11 protein-coding genes are annotated in these 13,556 nt (G+C 55.8%); 3 read left to right on the forward strand and 8 right to left on the reverse strand.

Translation table 11 applies throughout. From position 1 onward, the window contains the following. The first annotated feature begins 13 nt into the window (after positions 1-13). A complete protein-coding gene (gene gorA / locus B2U47_RS05810; protein ID WP_296681830.1) occupies positions 14-1,378 on the forward strand; it encodes a glutathione-disulfide reductase in 1,365 nt (454 codons plus the stop codon). 348 nt (positions 1,379-1,726) lie between these two features. Here gorA and B2U47_RS05815 read toward each other — a convergent pair whose 3' ends face one another. The 8 genes from B2U47_RS05815 to B2U47_RS05850 all read right to left on the reverse strand — a co-directional run bounded on the left by B2U47_RS05815 (position 1,727) and on the right by B2U47_RS05850 (position 11,976). Further along, the gene (locus B2U47_RS05815) at positions 1,727-2,308 is read right to left on the reverse strand and encodes a DsrE family protein (protein ID WP_296681832.1); all 582 of its coding nucleotides are present in this window, start codon (positions 2,306-2,308) and stop codon (positions 1,727-1,729) included. Positions 2,309-2,561: 253 nt separating this feature from the next. After that, positions 2,562-4,658 carry an elongation factor G gene (gene fusA, locus B2U47_RS05820; protein WP_296681833.1) on the reverse strand — a complete coding sequence of 699 codons (2,097 nt, stop codon included), beginning with the start codon at positions 4,656-4,658 and terminating at the stop codon, positions 2,562-2,564. Between the two features lie 130 nt (positions 4,659-4,788). Then, positions 4,789-5,832, reverse strand: a complete 1,044-nt coding sequence (locus B2U47_RS05825) for a tRNA (5-methylaminomethyl-2-thiouridylate)-methyltransferase (RefSeq protein WP_296681835.1) — start codon at positions 5,830-5,832, stop codon at positions 4,789-4,791. Beyond that, a complete protein-coding gene (locus tag B2U47_RS05830; protein ID WP_296681836.1) occupies positions 5,829-7,628 on the reverse strand; it encodes an ATP-binding cassette domain-containing protein in 1,800 nt (599 codons plus the stop codon). Before B2U47_RS05830 ends, B2U47_RS05825 begins: the two co-directional genes overlap by 4 nt. Before the next feature lie 129 nt (positions 7,629-7,757). Next, positions 7,758-8,438 carry a hypothetical protein gene (locus B2U47_RS05835; RefSeq protein ID WP_296681838.1) on the reverse strand — a complete coding sequence of 227 codons (681 nt, stop codon included), beginning with the start codon at positions 8,436-8,438 and terminating at the stop codon, positions 7,758-7,760. 66 nt (positions 8,439-8,504) lie between these two features. Next, complete coding sequence (gene cobO, locus B2U47_RS05840) at positions 8,505-9,110, reverse strand: cob(I)yrinic acid a,c-diamide adenosyltransferase (RefSeq protein ID WP_296681839.1); 606 nt, start codon at positions 9,108-9,110, stop codon at positions 8,505-8,507. 10 nt (positions 9,111-9,120) lie between these two features. Further along, positions 9,121-10,317, reverse strand: a complete 1,197-nt coding sequence (gene purT / locus B2U47_RS05845) for a formate-dependent phosphoribosylglycinamide formyltransferase (RefSeq protein ID WP_296681841.1) — start codon at positions 10,315-10,317, stop codon at positions 9,121-9,123. 36 nt (positions 10,318-10,353) lie between these two features. After that, positions 10,354-11,976, reverse strand: coding sequence for an ABC-F family ATPase (locus B2U47_RS05850; protein ID WP_296681843.1), 1,623 nt, complete (start codon positions 11,974-11,976; stop codon positions 10,354-10,356). A gap of 182 nt (positions 11,977-12,158) precedes the next feature. Here B2U47_RS05850 and rph point away from each other — a divergent pair, with 182 nt between their 5' ends. Continuing rightward, positions 12,159-12,875, forward strand: coding sequence for a ribonuclease PH (rph, locus tag B2U47_RS05855; protein ID WP_296681844.1), 717 nt, complete (start codon positions 12,159-12,161; stop codon positions 12,873-12,875). Next, complete coding sequence (rdgB, locus tag B2U47_RS05860) at positions 12,872-13,555, forward strand: RdgB/HAM1 family non-canonical purine NTP pyrophosphatase (RefSeq protein WP_296681846.1); 684 nt, start codon at positions 12,872-12,874, stop codon at positions 13,553-13,555. Before rph ends, rdgB begins: the two co-directional genes overlap by 4 nt. Position 13,556: the final 1 nt, after the last annotated feature.

Below are 13,556 nucleotides of genomic sequence, written 5' to 3' on the forward strand. Positions count from 1 at the left end.
GAAGGAGCAGGGCATGAGCCAACATTACGATTTGATCGCCATTGGTGCAGGCAGCGGCGGCCTGTCAGTGGTAGAAAAAGCAGCCAAACACGGCGCGAAATGCGCGGTAGTGGAAGTCAACGACGATTTGGGCGGTACGTGCGTCAACCGTGGCTGCGTCCCCAAGAAAGTGATGTGGTTTGCCGCCAATCTGGCTCATGCCCAACACCACGCGCAGGATTACGGTTTCGCCACCACCCCCGGCAAACTCGACTGGGGCAAGCTGGTCAGCAAGCGCGACAATATGATCGGCGGGATCACCGACTGGTACATGGACAGCTTCCTCGCCGAACTGGGTGTTGACTTGTTGCAAGGCCACGCCCGTTTCGTCGCTGCCAACACGCTGGAGGTCGATGGCGAAACTTACACCGCTGACCACATTGTCATTGCCACTGGCGGTCGCCCGATCGTGCCGAACACTATTCCCGGTGCGGAACACGGCATCACCTCCGACGGCTTTTTCGAGTTGGACGCACAGCCGCAGAAAGTTGCGGTCGTGGGTGGCGGCTACATCGCGTTGGAACTGGCCGGTGTGCTGAATGCGCTGGGTTCGGAAACGCACATGCTGCATCAGGGTTTCCCGGTACTGATCGGTTTCGACAGCCTGATGCAGAAAACCCTGCGTGCGCAAATGGAAGCCGACGGCATCCAGTTCAATGATGACGGCAAGATTGCCAGCGTTGAAAAGCAGGCGGATGGCACGCTGACCATCCACTACGCGGACGGCACGACGCTGGATGGGCTGGATCAATTGCTGTGGGCGATTGGGCGTGTTCCCAACACCGACACCATCGGGCTGGAAAACATCGGCCTGAGCCTCGCCCCCGGCGGTTTCATCGACGTGAACGACTATCAGGAAACCAGCATTCCCGGTGTGTATGCGATTGGTGACATCATCAACAAGCGCGGCGTGCAACTGACCCCGGTAGCCATTGCCGCAGGCCGTCGTCTGGGTGATCGCCTGTTCGGTGGTATGAAAGACCGTAAGCTGGATTACAGCCTGATCCCGACGGTGATGTTCACCCATCCACCGATCGGCACGATTGGCTTGTCGGAAGAAGCCGCGCGGGAACAGTACGGCGATGCGGTCAAGGTGTACAGCACCGAATTCACCCCAATGTATTACGCCTTCGTTAAGCTCAAGGCCAAAACCGCGATGAAGCTGGTGGTGGTCGGTGCGGAAGAAAAGATCGTCGGCTGCCACGCCATCGGTCTGGGGGTGGACGAGATGATGCAAGGGTTCGCGGTTGCCATCCGCATGGGCGCGACCAAGCAGGACTTTGATGACACCATCGCCATTCACCCGGTCAGTGCGGAAGAAATGGTAACGATGAAGTAGAAATTGTCACATGACACTCCCGTCCCGTCGGGCGGTTCGTGCTTCCACCCTCGCAGGCTGGACACTTCTGCCAGCTTGATGGGTGGCTTTCCCCCTTCGCATCAGCCTGTCTTTTTTGATGACAAGCTGCCCGCTGCGCCTCTGGTGGCGGGCAGTCCGGTTTTATCCTCCAGTCAGTTACCTGCTTTCGTCGGCTGGGCTTTCGTCACTACTATCGGGTCATCAGCCACCTCACACGCCATAACCTTTCTTGAGTCAAGTCTTGAAAGGTTGTGCCTTGATGTGAATTGGATTATCTTCCACCCGGTTGGGGTGATGCCTGTTACCGCAGACTAGGAGAAACACAGCTTACGGCTTCAGCAACTGATAGCCCTGTGCCTGCAAACGCCCGGCTTCCGCCACCCCTGAGGGAATCACATCTTCCGGTTTGGCATCGAACAATTCATCGAACTTGATCTTGCGTCCTGTCAGGGTGTTGTAGCACACCTGAAATTTCACGCCCTTTTCCTTCAGTTCCGCAATTTTGCCGGGCAGCTTGGCGTCGGCATTCATTTCCACTTCCTTGGCGACTTTCAGCAAGCCTAGCCCGTCACCGTTCATGACAATGATAGCGTCGGTTTTCTTGCCGGTGGCATCCAGTGCTTTCATGTAATTGCTGACGTTGCCCAACACGCCGAGGTATTTTTTCTCGTCGCCTTCCATGGTGACATGCACGATCACTTTTTCTGCACCCGCATAATAGTCATCAGCGATTTTAGGGGCGGGAACGCCAGGGTCGAATTTGGCTTCTGCTGGGGCAGCAGCTTCCGCAGGTTTGGCGGCATCGGCGGCTGGGGCAGCAGCAGTCTCGGCTTTCTTCGCTTCTTCAGCAACAGCCAAGCCAGTCAGGCTGGCGGCCAGTAACATACCCATCATGATTGTTCTTGACATGGGTTTCTCCTCCTTGGGTTGGTAAAGCAGTTATACGGTTAGCATGGCTCGCGGATGAATGCCTCGCGTAGGGTTACGGATGGGGCAGCCCGGCAAAATATTCCATGTTTTCGGGCTTTTTTGCCAATCGGATTATCTTCCCCCCGGTCGGGGTGATGCCTGCTTCCGCAGGCGGGGTTTGCCCACTATGCCGGACAAAAAAAAGCCCCGCCAGTTTCCTAGCAGGGCTTTTTGTTCAGTAGCAGCGCGAGAATTACTTCGCAGCGTCTGCCGCTTTCTTGCGTTCAGCAGCTTCCTTGATAACCTGATCGGAAACGTTCTTCGGACAGGCCGCATAGTGCGAGAATTCCATCGAGAACTGACCGCGACCGGAAGTCATGGTACGCAGGTCGCCGATGTAGCCGAACATTTCGGACAGCGGTACGTCAGCCTTGATACGGTTGCCGATTGGCGCGGTATCTTGCGACTTGATCATCGCACGGCGGCGGTTCAGGTCGCCGATTACGTCACCGGTGTAGTCGCTAGGTACGAATACGTCGACTTTCATGATCGGTTCGAGGATTTGTGGGCCAGCCTTGGGCATGGTCTGACGATAGCCGCCTTTGGCTGCAATTTCAAACGCAATGGCGGAGGAGTCAACCGCGTGGAAGCCACCTTCGCGCAGGGTTACTTTCACGTCAACCACCGGGTAGCCAGCCAATGGGCCTTTGCTCATGCTTTCGCGGAAGCCCTTGTCGATGGCAGGCCAGAATTCACGTGGTACGGAACCACCGACGACCACAGATTCAAACCCGTAACCAGCGCCGGTTTCGTTCGGTTCGATGGTGTAGTCGATTTTACCGTACTGACCGGAACCACCAGACTGCTTCTTGTGGGTATAGCTGTCTTCGATACGTTGGGTGATGGATTCGCGGTAAGCTACCTGCGGCTTGCCCACGACCACTTCGATCTTGTGGGTACGCTTGAGGATGTCGACCTTGATATCGAGGTGCAGTTCGCCCATGCCCTTGAGGATGGTTTCGCCGGTTTCCTGGTCAGTTTCAACGCGGAAAGAAGGGTCTTCCTGCACCATTTTGTTCAACGCCATGCCCATCTTTTCAGCAGAGCCTTTGTCTTTGGGTGCGATGGCGATGGAGATGACCGGATCAGGGAATACCATTGGTTCGAGCGTTGCAGGCTTGTCAGGATCTGCCAGAGTATGCCCCGTCTGAACGTTTTTCAGGCCGATCAAGGCAACGATGTCACCAGCTTGTGCGGTGTCGATCTCTGAACGGTCGTTGGCGTGCATTTCCACCATGCGCCCAATACGTTCGGTTTTGCCAGTGTAGGTATTGAGCAGAGTGTCACCTTTTTTCAGGCGACCGGAGTAGATACGCACGAAGTTCAATGCACCGAAACGGTCGTCCATGATCTTGAACACCAGCGCACGCAGTGGGCGGTCTGGGTCAACCACTGCGAATTCACCCGTCGGGTTGCCTTCGATGTCGGTTTCAGGTTGTGGCTGCACTTCGGTCGGGTTCGGCAGGTAATCAACCACGCCATCCAGTACCAGTTGCACGCCCTTGTTCTTGAAAGAAGAGCCAGGGAAGGTCGGGAAGAAGTCGAGGGCAATAGTACCCTTGCGGATGCAACGCTTGATGTCGTCAATCGGCGGCTCTTCACCACCAAGGTACATTTCCATCATCTCATCGTCTTGCTCAACCGCAGTTTCGATCAGCTTTTCACGCCATTCTTCAACCTTGGCTTCCATATCGGCAGGAACGTCCTGAAGCGTGTACTTCAGTGGATCACCGGATTCATCCCATACCCATGCCTTGCGGGTCAACAGGTCAATCACACCGACGAAGCTGTCTTCAAAGCCGATTGGCAGCGCCATAACGACAGGTCTTGCACCCAAAACGTCCTGGACTTGCTGTACGACACGGTAGAAATCGGCACCAATACGGTCGAGCTTGTTAACGTAAATAACACGCGCAACCTTGGAATCATTGGCATAACGCCAGTTGGTTTCAGACTGAGGTTCAACACCACCAGAACCGCAGAATACCCCAACGCCACCATCCAGAACTTTCAGTGAACGGTAAACTTCGATAGTGAAGTCAACGTGCCCTGGGGTATCAATGATGTTGAAGCGATGACCTTTCCAGTAAGCAGTGGTTGCTGCGGACTGGATGGTAATGCCGCGCTCGGCTTCCTGCTCCATGAAGTCCATGGTGGATTCGCCTTCATGCACTTCACCGATTTTGTGAATTTTGCCGGTGAGCTTGAGGATACGTTCGGTGGTGGTCGTTTTGCCCGCGTCAACGTGGGCGAAAATGCCGATATTCCGGTAAAGTGTTAAGTCAGTCATTTGTCCAAATCTCAAAGAAAAACGCAGGAACTGCGGATAAGGGGGCGATTGTAATCCATCTTGGAGCATGGAGTAAGAGGAAATTCAAGCGCAAATCAGCCTATTCAGTGATTTTTTCGTGACGGTGGGCTTACAACACCCACTCGTCAGGAATCTCGCCTGCAAGCGGAGGAACATTGATCTCACGGAAATCCTCCCCCGGTCGAGCCACTTTGCATACCACTTCAGCTTCTTGCCTGCCCTTGCTGTAGCGGGCGGAAATCTGTGCTGCCAAGGCAATATCCTCATCCGTCACGTTATCGCCATCTAGGATGGTCAGTGGCCCTGCGTGGCTGGCCGTCTTGATCCAGATGAACTGGTTTTTGTAGCCTTCCAGAAAGTTGGTTTCACCCTCTTCGCGTGACATGATCAGTTTGAAGTGCGGGCGTGGGCGTAAATGCCGCCCGATTTTCAGCAGCATGATGTCGTCAAGTTCGTAGTCACGGCTGGGGCGATGCGCCCACAAATCTTTCAGCTTGCCGGTGTAATGCGCGTCGGTCAGAAAACAGCAGCCACCAGCGGGTTGGGCGTATTCCTTGATGCCCCATTGTTCTGCCAGCGCAAATTGAGGCTTGCGGCTACGTCCGCTGAAACCGAACAGCTTTTCACGGTCAACCCAACCCTCGCGTTCCGGCTTGCTGGGCGGCAGGTTATGCGCAGACAGCGGGCGTAACAACAAATCTTCCGCCCCGGATTCGCGCGCGACCACCGGCATGGTTGCAGCACGTTGCGACATGGGGCGTTGCCCGACCACTTCGCCGGTAATGATGAAATCGAAACCGTGTTGCTGAATCCACTCGTGTGCTTTTTTTACCATGAAGATTTTGCAGTCGAGGCAAGGGTTCATGTTCGCGCCGTAACCGTGTTTCGGGTTCAGCACCACATCCTTGTACGGCTCTACAATGTCAACGATATGTAACTTGATGCCCAGTTGTTCGGCTACCCACAAGGAATTGTTGCGCTTGGGTTTGTCACTGTGTTGCTTGCGGATGGCATGGGTATGACCTTCCACGCAAAAGCCGGTGAAAAAATTGATGCCTTCCACATGCACACCCTGTTCCAGCACGGCCTTGGTTGCCAGCATGGAATCAAGGCCGCCGGAAATCAGCGAAACGGCGCGGTATTGTCGAGTCATTGGCTCATTTGCTCCAGTTCTTCCCAGCGAGCGAAAGCCTGTTCGAGTTCGGCTTCCAGTTTCGCCAGTTCGGCTTGTTTGGCGGTAATGGTAGCACTGTCCTGCTGGTAAAAGGCCGCTGTGCCCATCAATGCCTGTAAAGTACTCATGTCGGCTTCCAGTTGTTCCAGACGGGCTGGCAGTTGTTCCAGCTCACGCTGTTCCTTGAAACTGAGTTTTTTCTTGCCCGCAGGCTTGGCATCAGCTTTGGGTTTTTCCGCTGGTTTTTCGGGTTTGGCGGCAGACTTTTCCACTACAGGTTCGGGGCGTTGCAACAGCCAGTCGTCATAGCCACCGGCATATTCGCCGATGCTGTCGTTTTCAAACACGATGCTGCGCGTCACCACCGAATTGAGGAAACTCCGGTCATGCGAAATCAGCAACAAGGTTCCCTGATACTCGATCAGCAGTTCTTCCAGCAATTCCAGAGTTTCGGCGTCGAGGTCGTTGGTGGGTTCGTCCAGTACCAGCAGATTGGAAGGCTGGGCAAACAGCCGCGCCAGCAGCAAGCGGTTGCGTTCGCCGCCAGACAGCACCTTTACCGGCTTCTGGATTTGTAGCGGGGTAAACAGGAAATCCTGCAAATAGCTGATGATGTGCCGCTTCTGCCCGTTGATTTCGACAAAATCCGACCCCGGCGCCAGATTGTCCCGCAAGTTCTTTTCGCCATCGAACTGGGCGCGGTGCTGGTCAAAATAGGCGGTTTGCAAGCGTGTACCCAATTCCAGTTTGCCAGAGTCGGGCTGGATCTGCCCCAACAGCAGCTTGATCAGGGTGGTTTTACCCACACCGTTCGCGCCGATGATGCCGATTTTGTCGCCACGCATCACGGTAGTGCTGAAGTGCTGGATCAACGGTTGTTTGCTTGCCCACGCATAACACAGGTCGGTGGCAGCAATCACCACCTTGCCGGAAGCATCCGCCTGCCCGATTTGTGCCTGTACTTTGCCTTGCAGGTTGCGGCGTTGGCGGAATTCCTCACGCATGGCCTCCAGACGGCGTACCCGGCCTTCGTTGCGGGTGCGGCGAGCCTTGATGCCTTGCCGTATCCACACTTCTTCCTCTGCCAGACGCTTGTCGAACAGGGCGGCTTGCTGGGCTTCGGCTTCCAGTGCCGCCTGTTTGCGTTCCTGATATTGCTGGAAGGTTCCCAGCCAACTGGTCAGCCTGCCGCGATCCAGTTCGATGATGCGGGTGGCAAGTTTCTGCACGAAAGCACGGTCATGCGACACGAACAGCAGGGTTCCCTTGTAGCCGAGCAGGAAGTTTTCCAGCCATTCAATCGCGGGAATGTCGAGGTGGTTGGTTGGCTCGTCCAGCAACAGCAGATCGGGTTCGGCAACCAGCGCACGTGCCAGCAGGGCGCGACGTTTCCAGCCACCGGATAGGCTTTCAAACGTGGCTTCGCCATCGAGTTGCAGGCGTGACAGCACCGTATCGACTTTCCATTGCACTTGCCAGGCATCTTCGGGGTGCAAGTCAGTCAAACCCTGCGCCACAATGTCAAACACACGGACATCGGTTCCGTGCGGTACATCTTGCTGCAAGCGGGCAATTTTCAGGTCGGGGGAATGGATAAGTTCACCGTCGTCCGCGCTCACTTCGCGGCACAGTAATTTCATCAGGGTGGATTTGCCCGTGCCGTTGCGACCGACCAGACATAAACGCTCGCCCGGCTCAATGCTCAGGTCAATGCTGTCGAAAAGACGGTTGTCACCGTTTTCGAGATGGATATTGCGTAAGGTTAAGATTGCCATAGGCGCGGATTATCCCAAGAGCACGCAGACTTGACCAGACAAGGCACAACTTAAATTCTCAAGGCATCACGCACTTCCGGGGCATCAGTACACGCAAGCTGTACGGAAAGTGTTTGATCCATGTAGCACTCAATAGGCGATGATGATGTTGTCGATGTAAGTGCCACCACCATTCGGGAAGCGGATATGCACACCATCAAAACTGTCAGCACCGGCAGCTTCACTGTAATGCACTTTCACCTCGGTATCGTTGGCAGAGGAAGCACTGGCATCATGTACTTCCAGATCCAGCAACAGGATACGCGGGTTAAATCCCTGCGGAGCCGCCCGTACCAGTTTCACCAGCGTATCCCCATTGGGCACTGTCACCGTGCCACTGACATGCAGAGTGGATGGCCCTGGCGGCATGGCATTGATCCAAGCGTGCCAGTCGTGGGAATGGTCAGGTGGAATTTGTGCATTTTCCTCACCCAAAGCGTGCAATACCAGCGCTTTTACGGGTGTGAAATTGCCGTCATCTCCCCGGTTGAAAAACGTCACTACATAAGCACCAGGGTCGAGCACGCCGAGATTGACCGACTCGTTCAGCCGGTGCGGTTTCTGTTCCTTGACCCGCTCCGGGCGTATGTGGGTAACAAAAATGCTGACATGGTGGCCTTCAATACTGTGCGACGTTTCCAGCACATGCCCCACACCAACAACATTCACATGAAAATTGACCTGACATTGTGGCGGCATGGATTCCAGCAGGCTAACCCCGTCCACGATCAAGGGTGATGCTGCCAGTGAATAACCCGTGGTATTGCTCATGATCCAACTCCCTTGCTGCTTGTGCTCTTGCCTTTAAGCATAGTGGAAGCCAGCCTGTTTTGCCGTTTACAGGTCAATGCCTTTTTGTGCCTGGATGCCTGCGCGGAAAGCGTGTTTTTCATCCTCGATTACCGACACGGTATCTGCCAGTTCGCGCAACGGCAAGCTGGCAGCTCGCCCGGTAACAACCACATGCTGCATGGGCGGGCGCTGGGCAATATCCGCCAGCACATGTTCCGCATCCAGATAGCTGTAATTCAGCAAGTAGGTCAGCTCATCCAGTACCACTAGCGCATAATCCGGGTCAGCCAGCATCCGCCGGGCAATGTCCCAGCCGCGCCGGGAAGTGGCAATATCCTGTTCCCGGTCTTGCGTATCCCAAGTAAAACCATCACCGAGCACATGCCACTCGCAGTTGGCCTGTTTGCCGAAAAAGGCTTCCTCGCCGGTATCGGTGCGACTTTTGATGAACTGGCAAACACCCACCTTCATGCCATGCCCCAGCGCCCGCCCGACCATGCCAAAAGCGGAGCTGGACTTGCCCTTGCCATTGCCGGTCAGCACCAGCAGCAAGCCTTTGTCGGTACTCGCACGCGCAATGCTGGCGTCGATTACGGCTTTTTTGCGTTCCATACGTTGCTGGTGACGCTGGTTCTGATCCTGCTTTGACATGGCTGCGCCCTTAACCCCGCACAGGTTGCACGCGGCTGGCAGCTTCGGCAGCACGAGCGCGAGCTTCATCCGTGTCATTGCCGCGTGCCAAGGCTACCCCCATGCGGCGACGCTCGAAAGACACCGGTTTGCCGAACAGGCGGATGTCGCTTTCCGGCACTTGCAGGGCATGTTCCACCCCATCAAAAGCAATGCCTTCCGCCTCCATCCCGCCATAAATCACCGCACTCGCACCAATGGAATGCATGGCGGTATTCACCGGCAAACCGAGGATAGCACGGGCGTGCAACTCGAATTCGTTCTGGAACTGGGTTGCCATAGTCACCATGCCGGTGTCATGTGGGCGCGGGCTGACTTCTGAGAACCAGACCTCATCACCCTTGATGAACAGTTCCACCCCGAACAGGCCGCGTCCGCCGAGGTTAGTGGTAACTTTCTCGGCAATATCCTGCGCTTTGGCAAGGGCAACATCGCTCATCGGTTGTGCTTGCCAGCTCTCCACGTAATCGCCCTTGACCTGCCGATGCCCGATCGGAGCGCAAAAATGGGTCTCGATCTCGCCGTTTGCCCCCAGCGCCCGCACTGTCAGCAGGGTGATTTCATAATCAAACTGGATGCCTTCTTCCACAATCACCCGACCGTGGTTGACGCGGCCTGCATCCAGTGCGTATTGCCAGGCAGCCGCAACTTCATCTGCGCTGTTGAGCATGGATTGACCTTTGCCAGAGGAAGACATCACCGGCTTGATGAAACAGGGGTAGCCCACATCATCGGCAGCAGCCTGCATTTCCGCCAAGCTGGAAGAGAAATGGTAACGCGAAGTCGGCAAGCCCAGCTCTTCCGCTGCCATGCGACGGATACCTTCGCGGTTCATGGTCAACTGGGTGGCGCGGGCAGTGGGAATGACTTCCGCCAGCCCGTCTGCATCGATGCGCCCCAGTTCATCGGTGGCAATGGCTTCGATTTCCGGCACGATGATATGCGGTTGTTCCTGTTCCACCAGCGCCCGCAGTGCTTGCGGGTCAGCCATATTGATGGCATGGAAACGATGCGCGACCTGATGCCCCGGTGCATTGGCATAGCGGTCAACAGCAATGACTTCCACACCCAGACGTTGCAGGGCAATGATCACTTCCTTGCCAAGTTCACCACTGCCTAGCAGCATGACACGGGTGGCAGAGGGGGAAAGCGGGGTTCCGATACGCATGGGTTATCCTCCTGATGGGGTGTGGAAAGCGAGCCGTTATTCCAGCCCTTGACTGGACAGGTATTCGTCGTAAGTGCCGCGATAATCGACAATCGTGCCGTCGCCTTTCACATCGAAAATACGGGTAGCCAGTGAGCCGACGAACACCCGGTCATGCGAGACGAACAGCAGTGTGCCGTCGTAGCGGTCGAGCGCACCGTTGAGCGATTCGATGGATTCCATGTCCAGATGGTTGGTCGGTTCGTCCATCAGCATCACGTTGGTGCGGGAGAGCATCATGCGCCCGAAAATCATGCGACCTTTTTCCCCACCCGACAGGACTTTCACCGGTTTTTTCACAGTGTCACCCCCGAACAGCAGACGACCCAGCGTGCCACGGATTTGGGTTTCGGCGTCTTCGCCTTCGTAGCCTTCCTTGCGCACGTATTCAGCGATCCACTCGGTCAATGGGCGGTCGCTCTTGAATTCGTCTTCGTGATCCTGATCGTAGGTACAGAAACGGGCTTTTTCTGCCCACTTGATGTTGCCTTTTTGCGGCTGGAGCCTGCCTTCCAGCAGTTTGACCAGCGTGGTTTTACCGACACCGTTTTCACCGATAATGGCAATTTTTTCACCTGCTTCCACCGCAAAACTGAAGTTTTTGATCAGTGGTTTCTCCATGCCCTCGTAGGCGAAGGTGAGGTTTTCCACTTCCACGGCGAAACGGTGCAGGCGCTCTTTTTCGTCATACTCGAAACGAATCCACGGGTATTGGCGGCTGGATGGTTTGACATCTTCCGGTTTGAGCTTGTCGATCAGCTTGCGGCGGCTGGTAGCCTGCTTGGCTTTGGATTTGTTGGCGGAAAAGCGGCGCACGAAATCCTGCAATTCGGCGATACGTTCCTTGGCTTTGGCGTTGGCGCTGGCCTGACGTTCACGCGCTTGGGTGGCTGCTTCCATGAAATCATCATAGTTGCCGGGGTAAACCTGAATCTTGCCGTAGTCCAGATCCGCTGTATGGGTACAAACCTGATTCAAAAAGTGGCGGTCATGCGAGATGATGATCATGGTGGATTCGCGGTTGTTGAGCGTTTCCTCCAGCCAGCGGATGGTGTTGATGTCGAGGTTGTTGGTTGGTTCGTCCAGCAACAAAATGTCAGGGTTGGCGAACAGTGCCTGACACAACAGTACCCGCAGTTTCCAGCCGGGGGCAACCTGACTCATCGGGCCATTGTGTTGTTCGGTGGGAATACCGACCGCCAGCAGCAGTTCACCCGCCCGCGCTTCGGCAGTGTAACCGCCCAGCTCGGCAAAATGACCTTCCAGTTCCGCCGCCTTCATGTAATCGTCTTCGGTCGCTTCCGGGTTCATGTAGATGGCATCCTTTTCTGCCATCACCTTCCACATTTCCTCGTGCCCCATCAGTACCACGTCCAGCACGCGCACGTCCTCAAAGCCGAACTGATCCTGTCGCAGGTAGGCCATGCGTTCAATCGCATCCTTGGATACGTTGCCGTGAGTCGGGTCTTGTAACCCGCAGAGGATTTTCATGAAGGTGGACTTGCCCGCGCCGTTCGCCCCGATCAGGCCGTAGCGGTTGCCGTCCCCGAATTTGACGGAAACGTTGTCAAACAGCGGCTTGGCGCCGAATTGCATGGTGATGTTGGCAGCGACTAACATGAAAAAATCCTTTTGGGCAAACGACTCAGCGAAAAGAGGCGCTACTTTAGCATTTTCAGGTTGGTTCTCCCAGTAATCGCCCGCAGTGGCAGCAGAAACTTGCGTAAACACATCATCGTGAAACCACCCGGCAGGATGCGTATAATCCCCCCTTCATATAACGATGCAATCAAGGAATTTTCATGAGGCCCAGCAAACGCACCCCTGACCAGATGCGGACTGTCAAGTTTACCCGCAACTACACCTGCCATGCCGAGGGTTCGGTACTAGTGGAATTCGGCAACACCAAAGTGCTGTGCACCGCGACCGTAGAAGACAAATTACCGGGCTGGTTGAAAGGCAAGGGGCAAGGCTGGGTGACGGCTGAATACGGCATGTTGCCACGTTCCACCGGAACCCGTACCGCACGCGAAGCCGCTCGAGGCAAGCAGGGTGGGCGCACCATGGAAATCCAGCGCCTGATCGGGCGAGCCTTGCGTGCAGTAGTCGATCTGGAAGCCCTCGGTGAATTCCAGATTACTATCGACTGCGATGTCATCCAGGCGGATGGCGGCACACGCACCGCTTCCATCAGTGGTGGCTACGTGGCTCTGTGCGATGCGATTACCTGGCTGCAAAAGAACCGCCGCCTGAAGAAAAACCCGTTACACGGGCAAATCGCCTCCATTTCCGTCGGTATTTTCAACGGCTTGCCGGTACTGGATCTGGACTACGCCGAAGATTCCAGCGCCGAAACCGACATGAATGTGGTCATGAATGAAGCGGGTCAGTTCATCGAGTTGCAGGGTACTGCCGAAGGTCACGCTTTCCGCCGTGACGAACTCGATGCCCTGCTGGTACTGGCGGAAAAAGGCATCCGTGAAATCATGCAGGCGCAACAGGAGGCGTTAGCGGCATGAGCAAGCAAATTGTTCTGGCCTCCGGCAACGCCGGTAAACTGCGTGAATTCAACGCCATGATGGCGGATCTTGGGCTGGAATTCGTCCGCCAGAGCGAATTCGGTGTGCAGGATGCAGAAGAAACCGGCCTGACTTTCGTCGAAAATGCCCTGCTCAAAGCCCGCCATGCCGCCAAGGCCACCGGAATGCCCGCAATGGCCGACGATTCCGGTATTGTGGTCGATGCACTCGGCGGCGCACCCGGTCTGTATTCCGCCCGCTATTCCGGTGCAGGTGATGAGGCCAACAACGCCAAGTTGCTGGAAGAAATGAAAAATGTGCCAGACGAGCAACGCACCGCGCGTTTCTACTGCTGCATTGTTTACCTGCGCCATGCAAATGACCAGTTGCCGATCATTGCCGAAGCCAGTTGGGAAGGCCGCATTCTGCACAGCCTGAGCGGGGCGAACGGCTTCGGTTACGATCCGCTGTTCTTCGTCCCCACCCACGGCTGCTCCTCTGCCGAACTACCACCGGAAGAGAAAAATCGCATCAGCCATCGCGGGCAAGCCTTGCGCAAGCTGCATCAGTTGCTGGAAGAACCCTCACCCCCTAACCCCCTCTCCCGCCGAACGGGCGAGGGGGAACAAGAGACAGGGAACGGGACTCTTGTTCCCTCTCCCCTTGAGGGAGAGGGCTAGG

Source organism: Thiothrix sp. UBA5583, assembly GCA_002425225.1.
GTDB classification, from domain to species: Bacteria; Pseudomonadota; Gammaproteobacteria; order Thiotrichales; family Thiotrichaceae; genus Thiothrix; species Thiothrix moscowensis.